Here is a 21,365-nt window from a genome sequence, read left to right as displayed (position 1 = left end):
CGGCACAAGAGGGACGCACCTGAGCAGACAAAGCCTTTGATCTGTCTGCCGCGGCTATGGGTGTCGGTGCAAGACTCCCATCCATAGATGCGGCACAGTGTCGAAGATTTGAGAGATAGCATCAGAATCGAGAGATCGCGAATGGCCGTCATGATGCAGGCGTTTTATTGGGACGCTCCGGTTAAAGAGAACAAGCGCGGGGCGTGGTGGAACTTCCTCGCCGAGAAAGTACCTCAACTGGCAGCATCCGGAATCAATTCCATGTGGCTACCGCCTTTCAGCAAAGCCACAAACCCTGCCTCAAATGGCTACGACCCATACGACTATTTTGATCTGGGCGACTTCGATCAGAAGGGCTCCGTCAAGACCCTGTACGGCAATCGCGCGGAACTCGAGACGCTGATCCAGGTAATGCGAAAGCACAAGATCGGTGCAATCGCCGATATGGTGATCAACCATTGCTCGGGGGCCGATGAGGAAGAGACTAACCCACTCGACGGGAAGAAGCGATGGACAAAGTTCACACCGAAGAGCGGGAAGTTTCCTCGCGACTGGAACTGCTTTCATCCGAGCCGATATGAACGCGTCATGATCGAGGGTGAGAAGTTCGCCGGATTTCCGCACTTGTGTCATCGCAACCCACGCGTGTATGAGGCGATGTTCGAGTATGCGCGCCTTGCCATCGAGGAGCTTGACTTCGACGGTCTCAGGTTCGATTTTGTGAAGGGTTTCGGGGCATGGATGATCGGACTGCTCGCGAAGTATCAGTACCAGAAGAAAGACGGCCGTGAGTTCGCCCCATTTGTGGTGGGAGAGTATTGGTCGGGACCTCAGGCTATCGACGGTTGGCTCGATGAAGTGCGGGCGGTCACGGATGATCAGATCGCGGCCTTCGACTTTCCATTGCGGTATAAGCTCAAGGACGTTTGCGACACGCCGAATTACGATCTGCGCCGGCTGACCGATGGCCAATCGGTTTCCGCTGGTCGTCCGTTTAATGCGGTCACCTTCACCGAAAACCACGATATGGGCGGCAATGAAGTCGTGAACGACAAGATGCTTGGCTATTCGTTCATTCTGACTGGTGACGGATATCCGTGCGTCTTCTGGTGGGACTACTTCAATTGCGAACTCGCACGGCCTCGTACGCCGAATGGAATCGACGCACTGATCGACGTGCATCATCGCTACGCGGGCGGCGAGTCCACGATCCTGCATGCCGATCCCGACCTGTACATCATGCAGCGTCATGGGACAGAAGCGCAGAGCGGCTTGGTCCATGTGCTGAACAACCTTGGAAATCAGTGGAGCGGCACCTCGGTACAGACGAAATGGACTAAACAGAAGTTCAAGCCGGTCGCCTGGGATGGTCATGATGCGGCTCATCCCGATGAGCGTACAACTGACGACAAGGGAAATGCGGAATTCCCCGCGCCGCCGCGAGGATACTGCGTCTATGCTCCCATTTCGGAGTAGTAGTCGATCGAACTTGGATGAATACGTGCTTGGCGGCGACACTGGATGACCAGTTTCGCGTTCGTGTTTTGCATTCCTGAGCAAAACTGAACAGCTTTCACATCTCCGGAGTCGAATACTGGCTGCTAGCGCTGCCACCTATGGTAGACGGTGATGCTGCTTGCACCGCTTCATCTTCCGAAGGTCAGCGCCTCGTCGACGCCACTGGCTCCAAAGGCTGCTTTCGCAGAGGATATCTAAAACGTATCGAGAGGACAAGACCATGAGCGACGTCACCCTGGAAGAGTCGCTCCCCGATCTTACGGTTGAAGACAAAACGGGTCTTCACACCCAGACGGTGAGTCGTGGCATCAATTGGATTTTTGCAATTACCATCGTGGGCTTCCATCTTGGCGCGATCGCTGCTTTGTTTTACTTTCGATGGTCTGCACTGGTTGTCTTTCTCGTTGTGTGGATTTTGGCACAGAATGTCGGAATAGCCATGGGCTACCACCGCCTGTTGACTCACCGTGGATACTCGACTCCGAAGTGGTTGGAGTACTTGATCGCTACCTGCGGCACGCTTGCTCTCCAGGGAGGACCGATCTACTGGGTCGCTGTCCATCGCATGCATCACAGATACACCGACAGGAGTGGAGATCCGCACTCCCCGCGCGACGGCAAGTGGTGGTCCCACATGGGATGGATTCTGAATGGCTCGCTCCGGAACGAAACGGAGGCTCTCAGGCGGTATGCTCCGGATCTCGCCCGAGAACGTTACTACCGTTGGTTAAATCGATATCACTGGGTTCCGTTGACTGTAGTTGGGGTTGCCCTGTTTGCCCTCGGAGGGTGGTCCTGGCTCCTATGGGGTGCGGTTCTACCTGTAACGATCGGCTTCCACGTCACCTGGATGGTCAATTCCGTGACGCACCTTTGGGGCTCACGGCGTTTCTCCACCGGTGACGACTCCCGCAACAATCTGTGGGTGGCTCTGCTGACGGGTGGCGAGGGATGGCACAACAACCATCATGCCTACCCGGTTTCGGCCCGACACGGGCTCGCCTGGTACGAGGTTGATGTGAATTATTACGGTATTCATCTTCTTGAGAGCGTCGGCCTTGCGAGACATGTCAAGACTGTCAGCCTCAAATCCACGACAGATGCGGCAAGTAGAGTCCCAAAGGGCGACGCGAGTGCAATTTCGATGGATGAGACACTTGCAGGGCACGGTTATGCAAACGCTGGTCGCGAATAGTGGATCCCCATCCGTCAGGTTTTCGATGTATCGCGGTGCAACCACATCTCTGGGTTTAGAAGTGATTTGACGCCAAGCCGCGCAATATCTGACCCAGAGTTGCTGCCCCGCGTGTCACTGCCTGTTCGTGGCGGAAAGCCATCTTAAACAGCCGCTTCTTGAGAGCCTGGCACGCCTGAACCTCGCTTTGCATCTTGGACAGATACTGCGATCACGCCTCATTTGTTCCGGCAACGGCCGCTTCAGTTGTTCTTCCCGGCGGGTGGGCAACGGGGAACGGCAGATCAATCTTCTTTTCACGGAACACCCGGAAGATCTCCATGAGCAGATCGCTCTTCAGCATAACGGTACGTTCGGTCATGGTGATCGTGGAAACGCGCAAGCTGATGTTGACACTGTGGTCGCCAAACCCAGTAACCAGTACGACCGGCGAGGGATCTGGCAGAACATGCTCGCTGCGTTTTGCAATATCCAGCAGCACGGAGCGCACCACATCCAGATCGCTGTCGTAAGAAACTCCAACGGGAATGGTGAATCTTACGGTCCGGTCACTCGCCGTCCAGTTTGCTACCCGGTTGTTGATGAGTTGGGAGTTAGGCACGATGATTACTTCGTTGTCGAACGTCCTCACCCACGTGCCCGTGCGCCGATCCGGACTACTTCTCCATGGGAGACCGTCAACTCCGCGGAACCGCCAATGTTGCCTATGTCGATGAAATCCCCCAGTTTGATCGGCCCTTCCCACAAAATCACGATGCCCGCTACGAAATTAGCCACAATGTTCTGCAACCCGAATCCTATGCCAACGCCCAGTGCGCCACCCACTACCAGAAGGCTGCTTAGATTCAAACCTGCCGTGTCCAGACCGATCACCAGGCCCAGCACGAAAATGATGTAGCCCGACACACGCACAAACGCGTATTGATGTCCGCGGTCCATTGACGTGTGAGTCAGGACCCTCTTGGCAAGGAAGCTGCGAAACAAACGCGAAAACAGCGACAGGGCGATCAAGAACACGATGCACTTGACGAGAAACAGAGGCGTCAGCGGCACCTTCCCGAGTGTGAAAAGCGGCCATTGCAAAAACCGGCGCACGTCGCTGTTCAGCATGCCGAAGAGGGATGTGGATAGCGGCCGTCGCAAAAACCCCCAGCCCACCAATCCCGCGACTACCGCGCCTCCCAAAAGGATAAGCCGATTTTCGACGCTCATTTTCATCTGAGTGACTCCTTTCAAGCGGACGACCGCACGCTGGCTGTCCCCACGAGCCACGGAGTCCGGCTATGGCGCAGAAGTCACGATGACTCCAACCAGTATGTTTGGCCACGCACATCGCAGCCTGTACAAAATGGAACAGCTATACGCTTTGGCCAAGCCTAGATTGGGGTTGCATTGAAGGGATATGCCGTCCGAACATTCGTGCGAATGAATGCCTTGGACCCGGAAATTCCACTTTAGATGCCTCGGAGGTACAAGCGATGACCGCAACCTGCACCAAACATGAGGAGCATTCGCACGTCCACGGCCCGAACTGTGGCCATTTGGCTGTAACGCATGAGGGCCATACCGACTATCTCCACGACGGCCACTTGCATCACGTCCACGGGAGTCACGTCGACGAACACAAGCTGTCAACCAGTGCCACAAATCAGGACAAGTGCACGCCGGAGCATAGCTGTGGCGCACATGAGGCAAATCACGTTCATGGTCCGAAGTGTGGTCATGAGCGGGTGCCGCACGGAGATCACGTGGATTATCTCGTTAAGGGCCACCTGCATCATCCCCACGGGAAGCACTGCGATGACCACGGCAAGCTGGAAGCGGCGGCGTAATTCTATCCAGCGAGGAAATCACGATTGCTCGGCATCCGCTGGCCGTGTGCAGTGTATTTGGAGGATTGGCATGAACGAGACGCTTCCTGTTATTTACCTGGCGCGACACGGCGAGACAGCCTGGAGCCTTACGGGCCAGCATGCAGGACTGGTCGATTTGCCGCTGACCGCGCACGGCGAGCACACCGCCCGACAGTTAGGGCAACGGTTGCGGGGATTGACCTTCGCCAAGGTCTTCACCAGCCCTCTGCAGCGCGTGTCCAAGACGTGCGAGCTGGCCGGCTTCAAAGCCGTAGCCGTAGACGATCCGGACCTGCTCGAGTGGAACTACGGCGATGACGAGGGCAAAACGACCGAGGAGCTCCTCAAGGTGCGGCCCGGCTGGCAGATGTTCCGCGGCGGCTACCCTGGCGGCGAAACGGCGGAACAGGTCAGCGCCCGGGCAGACCAGGTAGTGAGCCGGGTACGGACCGTTGAGGGGAACGTGCTGCTGTTCTCGAGCGGGCGCTTCCTGCGGATGCTGGCTGCCCGCTGGCTCGGCCTCGGGCCGGAGGACGGAAGGTTCTTTCTCCTGAGTACGGCCAGTCTGAGCGCTCTCGGGTACGAGGAGAACCGATCCCAACCGGTGATTCGACTTTGGGACGATACTTGTCACCTTCGTACTTAGGTCATGCTCAGTCCATCAATGGGGAAGGCACCAATAAGGCAGACTATGCACATCCTGGTCGTGAATAGTGGATCTTCATCCATCAAGTTTTCGATGTTCGATTCCGATCCCGATCAGAGCGCTTCTGAACCAAAGTGCCTTTTTGATGGGCAGGTGAGCAACATCGGGGAGACAGACGCCACGCTCGAACTTCGAGGAACGGGAGGCACGAACCTGAGCAACCGGCACTCTGAGGTGAAGGCGGCGACGCCGGAGGATGCGATGCGGCTGGTCCTGGACGCAGTCTGTGAATCACGGATACCCGCGGTGGAAGCCGTCGGATATCGCGTAGTGCATCCTGGTGCGAAGCTGCAGGGGCACCAGAGGATCACGGCGCGGGTCCTCAGCGATCTTGAGGATGCAGTAGTATTCGCTCCGCTACATGAGCCAGCCGCGATTGCCGTCATCCGCAACGGGATGAAGCGGTTTTCCGCATTGTTGGTTTCCTCCCTACGTCCCACTTTCAGCTAGTCAGAGAAGCCGTGTCGGTGACGGAGGATACGGTCGATTGTGACGGCGCTCACATCGTGCGATCAGGTGACCTCTTACTTGAAAGAAAGAATAGGGGAAGAGAAAGCCTGTTATCCAGCCAACAGATCTAGTTGATCCGCGCTCAGAATCACGATAGAGGCGCCGTGCCGGACGATGAACTTGTCACGTTCAAATTGATTTAGCAGACGAGTCACGGTCTCGCGAGAGGTTCCGGCCATATTGGCGAGTTCTTCGTGGGTAAGCGCCATAGTGAAGCGCAGCTCCGGTTTACCGCAGGCCGCGGTAGCGGCCCAGTCGAGCAGGAGGCGCGCAAGCCGGCCTGAGGCCGATCCGGAAAGCGCCAGGCGGCGGGCATCCAGAAATACCTCGTGATATTCCTTTGCCAAAACCCGTGAAGTATTCTTCCCCACTTCAACATAGGTCTGGAGGAACTCGAGAAAGTCCGCGCGGCGTACGCTCTTGAGGATGGTGGGTTCGAGCGTCTCCGCCGTCACCTCATATTGCATGTTGTTCAGGGCCGCGCTCAATCCCAAAACATCGCCACCTCCGGCAAGACGTAAGATCATCACACGTCCGTCGCGAGAAGTCGCCGAGAGCTTAAGCTGCCCTTCGCAGACAACGAAAACACCAATTGCGGGTTGGCTCTCCTTGAAGACCACCGCGCGGCCTGGCAGTGCCATGTGCATCCCAATCTCGTCCAGACGGCGCATGGCATCATCGCCAAGATTGCAAAAGAGACGCAGGGTGCGGAAACTGCAGTCTGCACATTTATCTGCGGAATGTCGCGCGGCTGACGGCATATAAAGTGCCTTTCGAGCGGATCATCGTAACCAAAACTCTTACGTTGCCTGTGGCCGCATCCGTTTCCCGTTTCTAGGGGTAAATGGAAAAATAGCTATACGTTGGGTAGGCAGCGGTTAAAATCGCAGGTGAACAAGTAATCGCGCCAGTTTCCTGGCTTCTTCCGGATTGTCTGGTGTGCCCTCCTCGCCCAGCTTGGAATGCGGATTCGAAATCTGAGAAACGCAAGGAAATGGACCCAGACGGAGATGGCCTGGTATTTAGACCCGAACCGGGGCCACCTCTCAGATATTGAAAACCGTAAGCGCGAAGCCGGCTGAATCACCCTGCAGATCACCGCTCGCGGACTCGGAACGACGATGTTCGGGTTGTTGAAAGACCTATGACCTCGCTGGTGCTCCGTCCTCAACCGCGAGTTAGCTTGGCTCCCCGGAGTCTTCTGCGCCGCATTCGATCGGGCGTAGACTTCGGTCTCTGAGACAGATCCATTTTCCCTTGCGTCATAGGTCAGCATGTTCTACGGTCCGCTCCCTGTGCAATTGCCGATTTTTATTGGTACGCGACACTTCCCTCAACCACAAGGAAACTGAAGTGTTCTTTCGCAGAAAATCTCAAGCGAATTCAGCAGCGAGTATTCCATTCGACTATTTTCAATTCTGTTCACTTTTGCTCACACGAATCGCCCCATACCTGCCTGCCAGGCTCCGGTCGATTGCGGAGTATCTAAAATAGAAGAGTCTGCCGCGCTATGCTCGGGCAATGGAAGGTGCGAAACTGCGTTGAGCAGTGACCTCAAGTTTTCGGCTCCCTGTTCGATACGGCTCATGGCGAAAAGAGAGTACTGGGCAAGTCGCAGACGTAAGCAACTTAGAGGCTGTGCTTGCGTTGATCGGTCCGAATCGATGGTCTCCGTCCGAGCCCAGCACGACCCAGTCAGCGTTGGTCTGAAGCGCTGCTTTCAAGACCTCTTCGGTCAATTGGCCCGTTGTCACGAGCGTGTGAACGGGAGGCATGAGGGCCGTCGCATCCGGGGTGAGCGCATCCAGCGCGTTTCTGGCCCAGTCCAGGATCCGCTCAGGATTGGTGCTGTCTGCGACGTCCGGATCCAGAACATACAGGAGAGTCAATTCGGACCTGTAGGTTTGCGCGATGTCGAGAGCCAGATCTACGCTCTCTTGATAGTCGCCCATAAGAGATACCGGGTGGAGGATATTCCGCGGAGTAGCGTGTTGAACGACGTCGCTGGCGTGGGGTCCGACGGCAAATACCGGGATATTCACCGTGGAGATGAGTTCTTGAGCGACAGAGCCTAGCGCGAGTTGACCCAATCTTCCGCGTCCATGGGTACCCAGGATGAGCCTGGTCGCATCGGCGCGCCGAAGTTCCTCATGAATGACATCGCTGGCAAGGCCCTCTCGAACGGCGGTATTGCAGCTGATTCCTCGTGACTCGATCTGACGCACCACGCCAAGCAGCATCACGCGGGCGTCCCGAACCATCTTTGTTCTGTCTACATAAGAGGGCACAGCTCCAGCCTCGGTTGGCAACCCACTGTAAGGAGAAACGGCATGAACTAACGTTACCTCCGAGCCGCCAGCCCGTGCCTGCGCGATCGCGTGGGGCAGGAGGTACTCCATATCGGAGAAATCGGTGGCAACCAGAATCCGATCAGGCGCAGCCAGCGTGCATCTCTTAAAGCGACCCTCGACACCATTTTGCATTGGAATCTCCCTTCATTCTCACGAGTCTCCTGCTTTTGGCTGCTGTGTTGTGGATCACATATATGCGTGACGAACGTCACAGCCTTTCTTTGTCTTGAACCTCCAGCAAAGCGCGCTGGATTGTGCTTTTCAATGCCCGTAACCGTCAGCTCGAGGAGAGACCTTGCCGCGGAACATCCAGTAGCTGACGCAGAAATATCCGATCGCGAGCAGGATGCCAAAGGACCACCAGATCAGGCCCACATGCGTTGCGTAGGGGCCGGAAATCGCCTCGGCCACGGTAATGTCTTTCGCTGCGTTTGTGGAGGATGGAAGCAGTGTTGGATAGAGTCCGACAGCCGCGCCGACCAGCATGATGGCGAGATAAAGGCAGGAAGACAGGAATGCGTTTAGCTCCTGCCGCCGTACGGTGAATATTTTCATTGCCGCCAGCGAAAGAACCACCAGGACGGGTATGGCGAAGGAGACAGGATGAAGCTTGTAATGATCAAGAGTCTCCGGCCGTACCAGAATGGTCGCCAGCAAGCTGACAAGTGTGATGACGCAAAGCGCGAACCACGCCTGCTGGCTGAAACGCCGGGCGCGTTCGCAAAGATCTCCTGTCGCCTTCAGGGCCAGATACAGGCCGCCGTGGACGGCGAGGGCAATAAGAGCGACCAGGCCGCCGACGACGGTATACCAATCCAGGATGCCAGGCTGAGGTCCGACACGCCAGTTAGTCCAAAGAGGCAGAAAGAAGTAATTGTCCGGCCCGATGGGCACGCCGCGAATCACATTCGCGAGAGCCGCACCGAAGAAAATGGCTAACAGCGCGCTCGACAGGAAGAAGACTCCATTGAAGAAGCTGCGCCATACGCCGTTATCTATGTGCGAGCGAAGCTCAATGCTGGCGCCCCGTCCGATCAACAGCCAGAGCACGATCATCAGCGGTAGATAGAAGCCACTGAATGCCGAAGCGTAGAGGAGCGGGAAAGCAAAGAAGAGCGTACCTCCGCCCGCCAGCAGCCAGACTTCGTTCCCGTCCCAGACCGGGCCGATCGAGCGCATCATGACGCTACGGTCGTCCTCGTTGCTTGCGAGGAACGGGTACAAAATGCCGATGCCGATATCGAACCCATCCAGTACCACATAAGCGGCCAGCATCACAGCGACGATCCAGAACCAAACAGCTCCCATTGTTTTCTCCTCTGCGTTCTAGGCCGCGATGCCGTCCGGACGGGAATGGCCCTCAGCCGACTCCGGCCCCAGCTGGATGAAGCGGTACACGAGCACGATCCAGAGAATGGAGAGCACGCTGTACATGCCAAGAAATCCGAGCAGGGTGAACAAGCTGTTTCCCGCGGAGACATGCGTCGAATAGCCACTGGCCGTACGCAACAGACCGTAGACCAGCCAGGGCTGGCGCCCAATCTCGGCCGTCATCCAGCCGGCGGTATTCGCGATATAAGGAAGAGGAAAACTCAACAGGATTGGCCACAATATCCAGCGCGCCCGGTAGAGTTTGCCGCGCCACAACAGGAAGACGGCGACGATCATGAGCAACGCGAAGTACGTCCCAAGACCAGCCATGATGTGGTAGCTGTAAAAGAGCAGCGGAAGCATTGTCGGCCACTGATCCTGGGGAAACTGATCCAGCCCCTTGACCTCTGCGGAAGTCGTCCCATAGATCAGAAAACTCAGAACTCTGTTGACGACAAGTGGATTGTCAATGCGTTGCCGCTCAATATCGGGCTGCCCCATCAGCACGATCGGAGCGCCTCTCTCGCCGTGGAAGAGCCCTTCCATGCCTGCGATTGCAGCCGGCTGGTGTTTCGCCGTATAACGCCCTTGCAGGTCGCCGGTCGGAAAGATTTGCACGACGCAGGAAAGAAGGCCGGCGATGACGCCGACGCGCAGAAAGAGCCGCCCGAATTCGCTGTCGCGTTTTTCCAGCAGATAAAATGCGCCGACGGCGGACATGACGAACGCTGCGGTGATCACTGCGCCGCACATGTTGTGCGCGTATTGCAGCCAGGCCCAGGGATTCAGCAGCAGTCCCCAGAAGCTCGTGAGCTCAAATCGGCCGTCCGGCAAGAGACGATAAGCAACCGGATGTTGCATCCAGGCGTCCGTGACGATGATGAAGAACCCGGAGATCCAGGAGCCGACAAACACCATGAAGGCCGCACCCCAGTGCGCCCACCGAGAGAGGCGTTTCTCGCCAAACAGGAACAGCCCAAGGAATGTGGACTCGAGGAAAAAGGAGAATACACCTTCCATTGCCAGTGGCTGCCCGATGATGCCACCCGTTCGTCGCGAGAACTCCGACCAGTTGGTGCCGAACTGAAACTCCATCGGTATGCCGGTAACCACGCCGAGCAGGAAGTTGATGGCGAAGATCTTCGCCCAGAAGCGCGAGGCCTGGTTATACCGCTCGTCGTGCTTGACCAGAGCAACCGTCTTGAGCACGACGATGAGCAGCGCGAGACCCATCGTCAATTGCGGAAACAAATAGTGATACGTGATGGTGAACGCGAACTGAAGTCGGTGCATCAGAAGGGCAGTCATCGCAGCTTCCACCATAGCTCGCTTTCTGCCGCGCATCTGTGATGCAGGTCACGTCTCTGGCGGGTTGCTCTCGATACCAGAGTGAGCGCAGACGTCGTGTCTCGTCTTCTTTCCAAAGCGCCCGGTGCATGGGCAGTTGATCATGAGCGACGACCTCAAAACGTATGTGCGCTGCGAAGGTCCACAACCCCCCACAGCATGGAGCGGTCGCGTTCGGCGTGGTTGACGGCAAGTTCGATAGGCGGCTCCGCGAAGCTTCGCAATATGACGATGGCGTCGTCTGTAGCCGCTCTCCGCACCGCCCGCGCGAGCCGGGATCGATACGACGGCTGCGCGCCATCCAGGATGTTTGACAGCGTAAAGCCCTCAAAGGACCGAGCGGCGCATGATTCCAGAAACGCCGCCGCATCTCCGAGCACGAACTGTGGCTTCCTCACTCTCGCCGTGCGGTCGTTACAGGACTCCCCAAGTAACAGTGCCCGCGCATAGGGGTTCGAGGCGTTCGCATGGTTGGCGAAGCCTCGCTCCAGCCTTTTTCGAATCACGGTGCCAAACCCTGCCGGCAGGAAGGACAGGAACTGGGGGCCGTACACGGTGCGCAGGACGACGCGAGAAAGCAGCACTTCCATGCCTGCGCGGAAGCGGAGCGTGTCGAGATGCTCGCGCCAGAAAGCCATCTGCTCGCCGGTATCGGAGAGCATAAGAAAGGTCCGAACCGTGCCCGGCCCCCATCCTATGAAAGGCATGAACGCTCGTGCGAAACTCATCGCCTTCTCAGCATCGCCGGTCATCGTTGCGGCGCCGTTCGCGCGCCTCTCAGCGTACGCAAGCTGGACCGGGTTGATATCGCAAGCGATCACTTCGTGCTCATCCGCGAGCTTGAGCGCTGTGCTGCCGGCCGAGGCGATGCAAAACACACGGCTCTTTCCCTCGAACGCCGCGCGCTCAATCTCCGCGTCTTCATGCATCTGCCCGAAGAGCAGGCGCTGCGGCCCTTTTGGAGAACCGAGAGTTCCAGCCTCCCAGGCCGTCTCCATCGTCACAATCGTCCTCCAGGCATCGCACCACAAACCCATACCAGCAGGAGGAAAGCAGCATTCTTGACGATCATGCCAGCAGGGTCGTGGATGAGATTACGCGCCCACAAAAGACCGTTCACATTGAGCAGGATAAGAAGCCCCGCCTGTACGATCGCGCATGCGCCGGGAGCAGCGCCGGATAGGACCCATACAGCGAGTCCAACTTCCACTACACCAAGTGCCCTCAGGAAGGGTAGTCCGAACCGGCGACCGAAACGTGGGACGGCCGAAACGACGTCCACTTGCGACGGCATGCGGCCGAGTACCTTGCACCATAGTCCCTCATAGAGCCAGACTGCAGCGACGCTACTCCGTATAAGAACTAATGACGGGAAGGTGATTGCGATGCTGTGCATGCCAGACCTCCTTCAATGACGTTCGGAGATGGGAGGGCGCTCAGCGGGCAAGCGCACATCGCAGGAGATTTCCGACAGACTGCTACGCATGCCGTTGAGAATATGGCGATGCAGTTGACCAGTCACGAGCTTCTCCAGAGGGTTCCACAGAAAGCGCGGATGCAGGTATGCCGAATATCTCGTTGTGAGCACAATGTCAGCGCCATCGCCATTGCGTTCGATCATGTACGTACCCCCGCGCGCTACGACACAGCCCTCGATGCCCAAACATTGATCCGTCACCTCGAATCGGATCAGACATGGAGGTTGAATGGCGGTGATGCGCTTCACCAGATCTCCTCCCTTATAGATACATCGAATTGTTGCCCCAACGCCGGTCTTGGTTCCTTCTGTTCGCACCGGACAAGGCATAAATGCACGAAGAAGAAATGGCGGCCGGCCGGGGACCTCTTCATAGAACATGATCAAGTTCCAGGCCGTCTCCGGGCTCACTTCAAAGCGGACTCTAGTCGCGACTGTTTCGATCACCGCTTCCTGCGCGAACAGCCAACTCACCACCCGCCGCCAACCCTCCGGATGCGGCCTGGCTCTCCCCGTTCCTGATCCGGCATTGCGGCCACTCATCATTTCACCTTCCTCAGTCGCAGGGCATAATCAGATCTGGATCGCTCCGCCCCTGTTTTAGTTGGCTAGCTTTTCCAGCTGCGATCGCTCGAGGATCGTAAGGTTCGAGTCATCTCTCGCGATGATTCCATCGCGTTCAAACTGGTTGAGCAGACGAGTGACAGTCTCTCGGGACGTGCCCGCAAGGTTGGCAAGTTCGGCATGAGTCAATTCCATCGGGAAGCGCGGCGCCGCCTCTTTAACTGCAAGTTCAATCAAGATCTGCGCAATGCGCGCGGAAGCGGTAGGCGAAAGCGCCAGACGGCGTGCTCCGAGAAATACTTCGCGGTGCTCTTTGGCGAGTGTCAGCGCAGTTAGGTAACCGGCTTCCGCATGCGACTCCAGAAACTTCAGAAAGAGACGCTCACCGATGTGTTTGAAGTTACAGGGGACAAGCGTCTGCGCCGTGACCTCATGGGGTAAGGCATTCAGCGTTGCGCTCAGTCCCAGCACGTCTCCCGGACCTGCAATCTTTAGAATCATCCTGTGGCCGTCGGAGGAAGTGGCAAAGAGCTTTACCCTGCCGAGGCAAACCAGATAAATTCCGTCTGCGGACGTACCCTCTTTGAAAATGATCGCGCCACCTGGATATGCAACCTGATGCGCGATATTGCTGAAGTGGACGAGCGCGCTGCTCTTAAGGTCAAGGAAGTTGGGCCTTCCACGCGGTTTGCGCCGAGAACTTCTCGTTCCGGTCTGTCGACTGAAAGGAGACATAGAAATCACCTCTTAATTCTCATTTGCGGCGAAAGCATAGGGCAGGTGATGTAAGTGCGATCATGTTGAAGGGACAACCTGGAGGTACGGCTCTATCTGCTCACCGATCACGTCGACCATGCCAAATGTGGTTATGAGGAGACCTCTCATTCACACTCCGACCTTCGCTTGAGTATCGATCGCCCCGCCGGTTACCGTGGGGATTCTGTCGTGATCGGACTCTCCACCCAATAGTCTTCCGCGATTTCACAAGGAATGCTGTGTTTGCGGACACTGCGTAAAGTGATGGCCATCACATACACACTTCTTCGTACGGAGGTAAAGTTTTGCCTTGCGGTCCGCCATCTAACAGCGTGAGCGTCGAAGCAGGAGGGCAAAATGGCAAGAACTGCGATCGGTCTATTTGAAAATGAGGCTTCAGCGGCTGCAGTGACCCGTGAGCTTACTGAAGTTGGATTTGCTCCGGCGGAGATACGTGTTCTTTTCGAGCCGCTTGACATGCCCCTTACCGGCGTTCTGAGCGCGCCTGGAACTGACTTTTCATTGGCCCTGGGCCAAGACCTTCGAGAGATTGGAGCACTAGAGACGGAGGCGCGTGCCTACGTCCTGGCTGTGCAACAAGGTGGGGTTCTTGAGTTCGCAACAGGTTCGGGCGCGCAAGCGGATATTGCTGCCGAGACCATGAACCGTCACAAAGCCGCGCAGATCGAAGAGCTGACCGGCTTCGAGCCAGTTTTTCCCGGCGTGACGCCAGGAAGCGAGGGTCTGACACATGGTGAATCGACACTGGCCGGCCGGAACCATTCCTCCGGGGATGGTGCTCGTATCTTCGTGTGGTAGTCGGCGATGGCCGCATACGATCCGATGACTGCCCAGGGAGAATCCGGGCGGGGAGAATGTGTGACACGCCGCATGTGTCCCTGTCCCTGTAACGACCAAGGCCACTTTCCACAAGACCATTGCTGCCGAGTCCTTGTTACGTCTATCCGCCTTCCCGCTCGGCGCCAGCATCCGCTCACAACCCAGCCGCGTCCAGCAGATTCGACCGAATTGAACTCTGCCGGGCACCGTTTCCTTCTAGCCGAAAGATCAATGAGTAACGAGCCTCATCCAAGGGTTCCAACATCTGCGAATTCGGAAAGTATGTCCGACGCGAAGCAGAATGAATAGCGCGTCTGACTTCATCAGAAAGAAAGAGTCGCGAAATTATGGTCAAGCCCACACAGTCGCGACAAGCCAGGACGCTCGATGATCTATTTCAAGGCTATGAGGGTGCTCCTTTCTCTATCCGCCTCTGGAATGGGTGGCAGTGGTCATCCGCCAGAGAGCAGCAAACAGCTTTTGCACTGGTTCTGAACACTCCCGCTGCATTGCAGGCTCTCATGGCCGAGCCTACCGAGCTCTCCATGGGGGAAGCATTCATTCACGGTGAATTGGATATCGAGGGAGACATGTTCTCTGCCTTCTCCGTCGCGGAACACATTCTCACTCGTCATCGGGGACTTCGACAACAAATCCTCGAGAGCGTCGCCAGCTCGCTGTTTGATTTGGGGCAATGGATCAAGCGCGGCTCTGAGCACTCTCTTCGCAGGGACAAGTCTTCGATTGCCCATCACTACGATCAGCCGATTGAATTCTATGCGCCATGGCTGGGGGAAACATTGGCATATTCCTGTGCTTACTTTCGGTCGAGCGGAGACTCTCTCGAAGTTGCTTAAAACCAGAAGTTTGAACTGATCTGCCAGAAGTTGAGATTAAAGCCTCTCGACTGCATGCTTGACCTCGGATGTGGCTGGGGAGGTCTCATTCTGCATGCGGCCGCGAAATACCGGGTGCTTGCCCGTGGGATCACTCTCAGCCGCGAACAGGCAAGATTGGCGAACGACCGGATTGAACAAGACAATTTGAGCCAGAGCTGCGCAGTGGAATTGCTGGATTACCGGGAACAGGCGAGGCTCGGAGCCTTGTTCGACAAGATAGCGAGTGTTGGCATGTTCGAACATGTCGGCGTGAAGTATCTCCCGCGGTATTTCCTGACGGTCCATCGGCTGCTCAAGCCTGGCGGCGTTTTTCTCAACCATGGGATTGCCCGGTCCTACGGATCGCCACCGCGAAAGAGCTCGTTTATCGACAAGTACGTATTTCCCGATGCGCGGCTCGCCACTCTCTCTCAGACGCTTCAGGCGGCCGAGTCCGCCGGCTTTGAAGTAAGAGACGTGGAGAATCTCCGCGAACACTATGAACTGACCTTACGGCGCTGGGTTGACGGACTACAGCGAAACGCGGATACGCTCTTGAGATCCGTTTCCGAAGTGACCTATCGCACCTGGCTGCTGTATATGGCAGGCTCGGCAGCAGCGTTCCGTAGAGCGGATCTCGGCGTTTATCAACTTTTGTTGAGCCGGCATGATCGATGGCGTAGCGGCTTACCACTCACTCGTGACGACAGGTATTCCGATCGTGCATCCGAGCAACAAACAGAATTCACGACAAGTGACGGCGGGGAAATCAGGAAAAGTGTCAAGAGCAGGCTTCGTCGCTCTGATTCTCTTGCCGGTGATAGCTGAATGCGTATGTGCTCAACCGCCCGAATGTATCCGGCAAGAATCGTGACCGGGGCAACCAGGCCTCAGCATTCCCCTGTCCAGTCTCCTCTCGAATGCCCAGAAGCAAACGAACTCAAATCCACCGACGATCCGTGTGCGCTCGAAGTTAGGCATTCAGTTCGAGGTAGTCGAAACGACGCCATTTATAAATTGCAATGGATAGTATCCAGCTCACCGCAAAGAGTCCCATGATGACGTAGCCGATCACACCGAAGTTCTCGTTGAGATTGTTGATCAGATTCCACAATGCTCCGTTCAGATGGAAGTGCCGGGCCAACAGTCCCAACGCCTCGATTCCGCCGACTGCAAAGGCTACCAACACAGATATGAAGGTGATTGTGATGTTGTAGTAGAGCTTTCGAATGGGCTTTACAAACGCCCACCCGTAGGCTCCCACCATCAGGATATTGTCAGTGGTGTCGATCAGGGACATGCCAGCGGCAAAGAGAGCCGGGAATACGAGAATGGCCCACAGAGACAACCCCTTGGAGGCTTCGGCGGCGGAGATGCCGAGCAGCCCAATCTCTGTGGCGGTATCGAAGCCGAGACCGAACAAGATGCCTAGCGGATACATTTGCCAGCTGCATCGGATCAGCCTAAAGACTGGCCGAAAAAAGCGGCTAAGAAAGCCGCGGTTGCCCAACAGCAGATCAAAGTCCTCCTCCTCATATGACTCTCCACGCCGGACCCGCCTGAATGCCTGATATATCGACCGGAGAATGATCAAGTTCACGATCGCGATTCCGAACAGAAAAAGCGTCGATACCAGGGTGCCGATCACCTCTCCAATATTCTTGGCGCTATCGATGCGGTGCTGCAACGCAAACGCGGTGGCAGCAATTGCGACAGATCCCAACACCACGACTGTTGAATGCCCGAGTGAGAACATAAACCCCACCGTGACAGGACGTTGTCCCTCCTGCATCAACTTGCGAGTGACGTTGTCGATCGCGGCAATATGGTCGGCATCTACTGCGTGACGAAGCCCAAAACTGTAGGCGAGAAACGCAGTTCCCAACAACACTGGATACCGGTGGAATGCGCAGAGGGCACAGAGCCATGCCGACAGATTGAACACCAGCAATACCGCATAAATGCCAATTATCTTACTTCGAATGTTGCTCGATTCATCATCAAACAGGGTCCGCAGGAGAGATGCCATTGGATTCACTTTACGCGTCAAATGTCTAAGGTCGGTAGCGCGAATCCTGCGCATCTATTGCCGAGTAGACGGGCGGAGGCTCGCGTGATCCGCCATTCCTCGGCAACAACCACAGCGGTGCAAGTCAGACCGCGGTGTGCGATTCCTCTTCCTCGACAGCGACTGCCTGAACTGTCTCCACATCTGGTTGCTGCTCTTCCACAGCCGGGTCTCTAAGCAACTCCTGCTTGGGAACGAACTTATACCCGCTAAAGATGCTGTCCATCAAGCCGTTTTCTTCTTCAACGGAAACGAGGATCGCCGTATAGATGTGGTGGATGAAGAACATCCAGAAGCCGAACATGATAAGGAAATGGATCTCGCGAAGCCATTGGATATCGATGAAGTGCGGAATCCAGCCCACAAAAAAGCTGAGCGTCTTACTTCCGAGGATCTGAGAGTAGAGCGCCAAACCGGTGATGATCTCGACGATCGCCATGGCGTAGACAACTGCATACGCGGCACCCGCCATTGGGTTATGCCCGATATACCGGACCGGAGACCAGGCCATGAACCCGTAGTACTTGCCGACAGCAACCAGATTTGCCAGGCGTTTCTTCGTGGTCGGGATGTACTGATTCCAGCGCGACCATCGGTTGGCGAAGAAGAACCAGTACATTCGTATCAGGATCGCCAACATAAACGCAAAGCCGGAGACGATGTGAACAAAACGCATCGTGCCCATGACGTAAGCGGTCCTGCCCCCTGCAGCGACGTAGGGAGCATGCATGTAGTAGCCGGTAATCGAGAGCGAGATAATGGTGATCACCATCACCCAATGGCTGAATCGAACGGGCCACTCCCAGACGTACACTCGTACCTGTCCGGGTGCCGGCTCCTTCCAGGAGGCATTGCTTCCCGCCTTCCGTGTTGTTCTTTTCATCGACTGTCTCCGTTGATTCAGATCTCTATCTGAATGGAAGACCGCTCACTGGGATCCGACCGGTGAACGATAGGACATGCTTAGGAATCCACCTCATGCCTGTGGACCTCCGCCCGCATCAGATGGCTTATTCTCAGCGGCGGGCTCATGCTTCGGCCTGATATTGTCTCGCACGATATTGCCCACGACCTGAGCCACCATCGCGACGCCAACCGCGCCTGTGGCGACCCATCCAATCTCCGACGCCTTAACGTCCACGCCGAATCCCGGTACTTTCGGCAACCGCTCGTAGAAGGGCGACTTGGTATCCCAGAAGCGCGGAGAGGCGCAGGCGATGCAGCCGTGCCCAGACTTTACCGGCCAACTGGTGCCCTCGTTCCAGCGAACTGTCGGACAGTTATAGGTCGCCTCGGGTCCTTTGCATCCCATTTTGTAAAGGCACCAGCCCTTGCGGCTGCCTTCGTCTCCCCACTCCTCGACGTACCGTCCGGCATCGTAGTGAGCCCGGCGTTCGCACTGATCGTGGATGATATTGCCGTATGCAAAGAGCGGGCGATTGTATTGATCGAGCGCAGGCATCTCATGGAAGGTCAGGTAGTGGACAAGGACTGCGGCGGTGTTGGCGGGATTGTGGGGGCAGCCTCCCAGATTGACCAGGTTTTTGATTCCAGGAACCGCCTTCTCGAGACCAACCGCTTCAGTTGGGTTTGGACCTGCACTGACGATTCCACCATCCCAGGCACAGGCACCGACCGCGATATTCACTGCTGCATTGGAGCAGACGCGCTGTGCGATATCGAGCGCGGTCTTGCCGCCGATCGTGCAGTGCACTCCGCCATCCGCCGTCGGAATTGCGCCCTCGGTCACGGCGATATATTCGCCCTTATGCTCGCTCAGGACACGTTCGAGTGTATCCTCCGCCCGCTTCCCCGCTCCCGCCATGAGCAGTTCGTGATATTCCCAGGAGAACAGCTCAAGCACGAAGTCTCCGACCGTGGGATGTCCGGAGCGCAACATGGATTCAGAGTTCCCGGCGCAATCCTGAAATTCCAGCCAAACCAAAACAGGGCGCGTCCTCTGATCCAGAGCCTTCACGACAGCGCCCAAATACCGGGGAGGGAGCGCCAGGGTTGCAACCATGGTGCTGCAGAATTTCACGAATTGCCGGCGTGAGATCCCACGAGCCTCCAATGCCGATCGCAGATCGATTTCAGGTAATGCATTCATCCTTCATTCCTCCGGATTTTGCGAGACATATACTGCGCCGTTCGATCTGCAAAATGCTCAATGATCGAAATGCATTGCCTGAATTTGGGTACGCGTGGAGTTTCGCCAACATCTGCGGGGACTGAGTCTATCGAGGAAGAGAACGCAACAAGCTCGCCGAGAAGCCTCGCCGCCCATGTTCTCGTGGAGCATGAAGTGAACCGCCTTTCTCGCCGGGCAGATTGTTCAACTCGACTGAGGACGCCCAACCTGCCACATATTATTTTCCTCACCCCTCGCTTTATGCTGTGACAGCCATCACAGCTCTCAAATTATTTTTACTGCTTAATCAATAAGGAGCCATGACTATGTGTTCATCCGTTTGCGGCTAGAACCAAGACGAATTCACCAGAGGCAGGTCTAATGAAGCTGGCGCAGAGCGTAAATTGGCGACGACCACAGCTTCTGAGTTTGTTAATTGTTCTGGGTTCGATTTAAGCGGCTTTTCTCCGGTTTTTCCGTTTCCGTATCTTCGCGAACTTGGGAGTAATCCTGATTGGCTCGAGAGTCCCTGCGTTCAGCTTGACGTGCTCCTCTGCCCGGGATGCTGTGGCCGGGCTGAGGAGGAAGTGGACTGGAGGCCGCCAGCGTGACTCGAAGAACAGCGTTGGTTCTTCGGTAATTCAACTCGGTCCCGAACCTCGGCCGGCTGTCTTTCACGACCCGAGACTTCAGTTTGTAGAGTGGCGCGACCTGGTGTCGTTGCGCCGGTTCGAGGTTTTCAGTGAACCTCTGCTTCCAGCGGCGTGGCTCGCTGCCTCACTGTTATTTGCCGGGTTCGGTCACTTCGGACTCGCGCTCGGTTTCTCGTTCTTCTTCTTCCTCACAGGTCTTCGCGTGGTCCACAACGCCTTTCACTGCTCCCTTGGACTGTCTCGCCGCAGCACCGATATCGTGTTGTGGATCATGAGTCTGGTGATGCTTGGTTCGATGCATGCTGTTCAGTTCAATCACCTGCGTCACCATAAGCTCAACTTAGGCCAGGGCGATGTAGAAGGACGCAGCGCGGAGATGCCGGCATGGCGTGCGCTGCTGTTCGGGCCGCTCTTTCCCATCCTTCTCCATGTCACTGCATTCCGGCATGGCAACAAAAGGCTGCGCCGGGTCGTAGCGGCTGAACTGCTGTTGAGCGCGGTGTGGGTTTTCATAGTGTTCGGAGCATTACGCAGCAACGTATTGCGATACCACGTAGGCGCGATGCTGGTCGGTCAATGCATGACGGCCTTTTTCGCGGTGTGGACAGTACATCACCATTGCGACCGGACGCACCATCTCGCACGAACGCTGCATAACCGAATCAAGAACTGGATCACCTTCAACATGTTCCTGCACATCGAACATCATCTGTTTCCGCGCGTGCCAACGTGCCATCTGCCGGAACTCTCTCGGCGCATCGATGGGGTCGCGCCCGACCTGAGGAGCAAAATTGTTTTCTGAATGAGCGGCGGAACGTTGGACCGGCGCCACAGGGATGGAGCCTTTAGTATGCATGTGCCATTTTTGCTTCTGTTGCTGGGACGGATCCTGTTTGTCAGTTATTTCATCGCGATGGGAATGAGCCATCTCATCAACTTCCGCGAACATTCATTGCTGCTTAAGCGAAAGGGAGTGCCGCTCCCACGGGCTGCCACGGTCCTGACTGTTGTCATGATGGTTCTAAGAACTCATTGAAAAACGCCACAAGTCCTTGAATTCCTTGGGGAGTTGTGGACTTTTTGCCTTCAAACCGGTTTGAATTGGTGTTTTGGTGCGTGTTTATGGGGCTTTTCGGGTTCTGCGGAT

At 56.3% G+C, this 21,365-nt stretch carries 19 protein-coding genes and 1 pseudogene; 7 read left to right on the top strand and 13 right to left on the bottom strand.

Annotated features, from left to right (window positions below; genetic code table 11):
• Positions 1–141 precede the first annotated feature (141 nt).
• On the top strand, positions 142–1,476 hold the full coding sequence (locus ABSG47_RS08885; RefSeq protein ID WP_424168978.1) for an alpha-amylase domain-containing protein: 1,335 nt from the start codon (positions 142–144) through the stop codon (positions 1,474–1,476).
• A gap of 262 nt (positions 1,477–1,738) precedes the next feature.
• Entirely contained in the window at positions 1,739–2,713 is a 975-nt protein-coding gene (locus ABSG47_RS08880; protein ID WP_424168976.1) for an acyl-CoA desaturase, read from the top strand.
• A 211-nt stretch (positions 2,714–2,924) separates the two neighbouring features.
• Here the strand turns inward: ABSG47_RS08880 and ABSG47_RS08875 are convergent, their stop codons facing one another.
• Entirely contained in the window at positions 2,925–3,344 is a 420-nt protein-coding gene (locus ABSG47_RS08875) for a mechanosensitive ion channel family protein (protein ID WP_424168974.1), read from the bottom strand.
• Positions 3,341–3,931 carry a mechanosensitive ion channel family protein gene (locus ABSG47_RS08870; RefSeq protein WP_424168972.1) on the bottom strand — a complete coding sequence of 197 codons (591 nt, stop codon included), beginning with the start codon at positions 3,929–3,931 and terminating at the stop codon, positions 3,341–3,343. The genes ABSG47_RS08875 and ABSG47_RS08870 overlap by 4 nt, the downstream gene beginning before the upstream one ends.
• A gap of 504 nt (positions 3,932–4,435) precedes the next feature.
• Here ABSG47_RS08870 and ABSG47_RS08865 point away from each other — a divergent pair.
• On the top strand, positions 4,436–5,212 hold the full coding sequence (locus ABSG47_RS08865; protein ID WP_424168970.1) for a histidine phosphatase family protein: 777 nt from the start codon (positions 4,436–4,438) through the stop codon (positions 5,210–5,212).
• Between the two features lie 45 nt (positions 5,213–5,257).
• A complete protein-coding gene (locus ABSG47_RS08860; RefSeq protein ID WP_424168968.1) occupies positions 5,258–5,722 on the top strand; it encodes a hypothetical protein in 465 nt (154 codons plus the stop codon).
• Positions 5,723–5,832: 110 nt separating this feature from the next.
• Here ABSG47_RS08860 and ABSG47_RS08855 read toward each other — a convergent pair whose 3' ends face one another.
• The 8 genes from ABSG47_RS08855 to ABSG47_RS08820 form a co-directional block, all read right to left on the bottom strand.
• On the bottom strand, positions 5,833–6,453 hold the full coding sequence (locus ABSG47_RS08855) for a Crp/Fnr family transcriptional regulator (protein ID WP_050058610.1): 621 nt from the start codon (positions 6,451–6,453) through the stop codon (positions 5,833–5,835).
• Positions 6,454–7,290: 837 nt separating this feature from the next.
• Positions 7,291–8,265 carry a universal stress protein gene (locus ABSG47_RS08850; RefSeq protein WP_424168966.1) on the bottom strand — a complete coding sequence of 325 codons (975 nt, stop codon included), beginning with the start codon at positions 8,263–8,265 and terminating at the stop codon, positions 7,291–7,293.
• Positions 8,266–8,394: 129 nt separating this feature from the next.
• Positions 8,395–9,441, bottom strand: coding sequence for a cytochrome d ubiquinol oxidase subunit II (gene cydB / locus ABSG47_RS08845; protein WP_424168964.1), 1,047 nt, complete (start codon positions 9,439–9,441; stop codon positions 8,395–8,397).
• An 18-nt stretch (positions 9,442–9,459) separates the two neighbouring features.
• Positions 9,460–10,827 carry a cytochrome ubiquinol oxidase subunit I gene (locus tag ABSG47_RS08840; RefSeq protein ID WP_424168962.1) on the bottom strand — a complete coding sequence of 456 codons (1,368 nt, stop codon included), beginning with the start codon at positions 10,825–10,827 and terminating at the stop codon, positions 9,460–9,462.
• 140 nt (positions 10,828–10,967) lie between these two features.
• Positions 10,968–11,855, bottom strand: coding sequence for a BtaA family protein (locus ABSG47_RS08835; RefSeq protein WP_424168960.1), 888 nt, complete (start codon positions 11,853–11,855; stop codon positions 10,968–10,970).
• Positions 11,852–12,247, bottom strand: a complete 396-nt coding sequence (locus tag ABSG47_RS08830) for a DoxX-like family protein (RefSeq protein WP_424168958.1) — start codon at positions 12,245–12,247, stop codon at positions 11,852–11,854. Before ABSG47_RS08830 ends, ABSG47_RS08835 begins: the two co-directional genes overlap by 4 nt.
• A 12-nt stretch (positions 12,248–12,259) precedes the next feature.
• Positions 12,260–12,874 carry an SRPBCC family protein gene (locus tag ABSG47_RS08825; protein ID WP_424168956.1) on the bottom strand — a complete coding sequence of 205 codons (615 nt, stop codon included), beginning with the start codon at positions 12,872–12,874 and terminating at the stop codon, positions 12,260–12,262.
• A 54-nt stretch (positions 12,875–12,928) separates the two neighbouring features.
• Positions 12,929–13,627, bottom strand: a complete 699-nt coding sequence (locus ABSG47_RS08820; RefSeq protein WP_424168954.1) for a Crp/Fnr family transcriptional regulator — start codon at positions 13,625–13,627, stop codon at positions 12,929–12,931.
• A 378-nt stretch (positions 13,628–14,005) separates the two neighbouring features.
• On the opposite strand from ABSG47_RS08820, the gene ABSG47_RS08815 reads away from it, so the two are divergent.
• Both ABSG47_RS08815 and ABSG47_RS08810 read left to right on the top strand, forming a co-directional pair.
• Positions 14,006–14,467, top strand: a complete 462-nt coding sequence (locus ABSG47_RS08815; RefSeq protein ID WP_424168952.1) for a hypothetical protein — start codon at positions 14,006–14,008, stop codon at positions 14,465–14,467.
• Positions 14,468–14,835: 368 nt separating this feature from the next.
• Positions 14,836–16,194, top strand: a pseudogene (locus ABSG47_RS08810) (class I SAM-dependent methyltransferase).
• Between the two features lie 145 nt (positions 16,195–16,339).
• On the opposite strand, the gene ABSG47_RS08805 reads toward ABSG47_RS08810, so the two are convergent.
• The 3 genes from ABSG47_RS08805 to ABSG47_RS08795 form a co-directional block, all read right to left on the bottom strand.
• Positions 16,340–17,395 carry a HoxN/HupN/NixA family nickel/cobalt transporter gene (locus ABSG47_RS08805; RefSeq protein WP_424168950.1) on the bottom strand — a complete coding sequence of 352 codons (1,056 nt, stop codon included), beginning with the start codon at positions 17,393–17,395 and terminating at the stop codon, positions 16,340–16,342.
• A gap of 124 nt (positions 17,396–17,519) precedes the next feature.
• A complete protein-coding gene (gene cybH / locus ABSG47_RS08800) occupies positions 17,520–18,317 on the bottom strand; it encodes a Ni/Fe-hydrogenase, b-type cytochrome subunit (RefSeq protein ID WP_424168948.1) in 798 nt (265 codons plus the stop codon).
• Between the two features lie 93 nt (positions 18,318–18,410).
• The gene (locus ABSG47_RS08795; protein WP_424168946.1) at positions 18,411–19,544 is read right to left on the bottom strand and encodes a hydrogenase small subunit; all 1,134 of its coding nucleotides are present in this window, start codon (positions 19,542–19,544) and stop codon (positions 18,411–18,413) included.
• Positions 19,545–20,279: 735 nt separating this feature from the next.
• Here ABSG47_RS08795 and ABSG47_RS08790 point away from each other — a divergent pair.
• Entirely contained in the window at positions 20,280–21,020 is a 741-nt protein-coding gene (locus tag ABSG47_RS08790; RefSeq protein WP_424168944.1) for a fatty acid desaturase, read from the top strand.
• Positions 21,021–21,365: the final 345 nt, after the last annotated feature.

Source organism: Occallatibacter sp. (genome assembly GCF_049510455.1).
Taxonomy (GTDB): Bacteria; Acidobacteriota; Terriglobia; order Terriglobales; family Acidobacteriaceae; genus Telmatobacter.
This window is presented reverse-complemented; position numbering and strand designations above follow the sequence as displayed.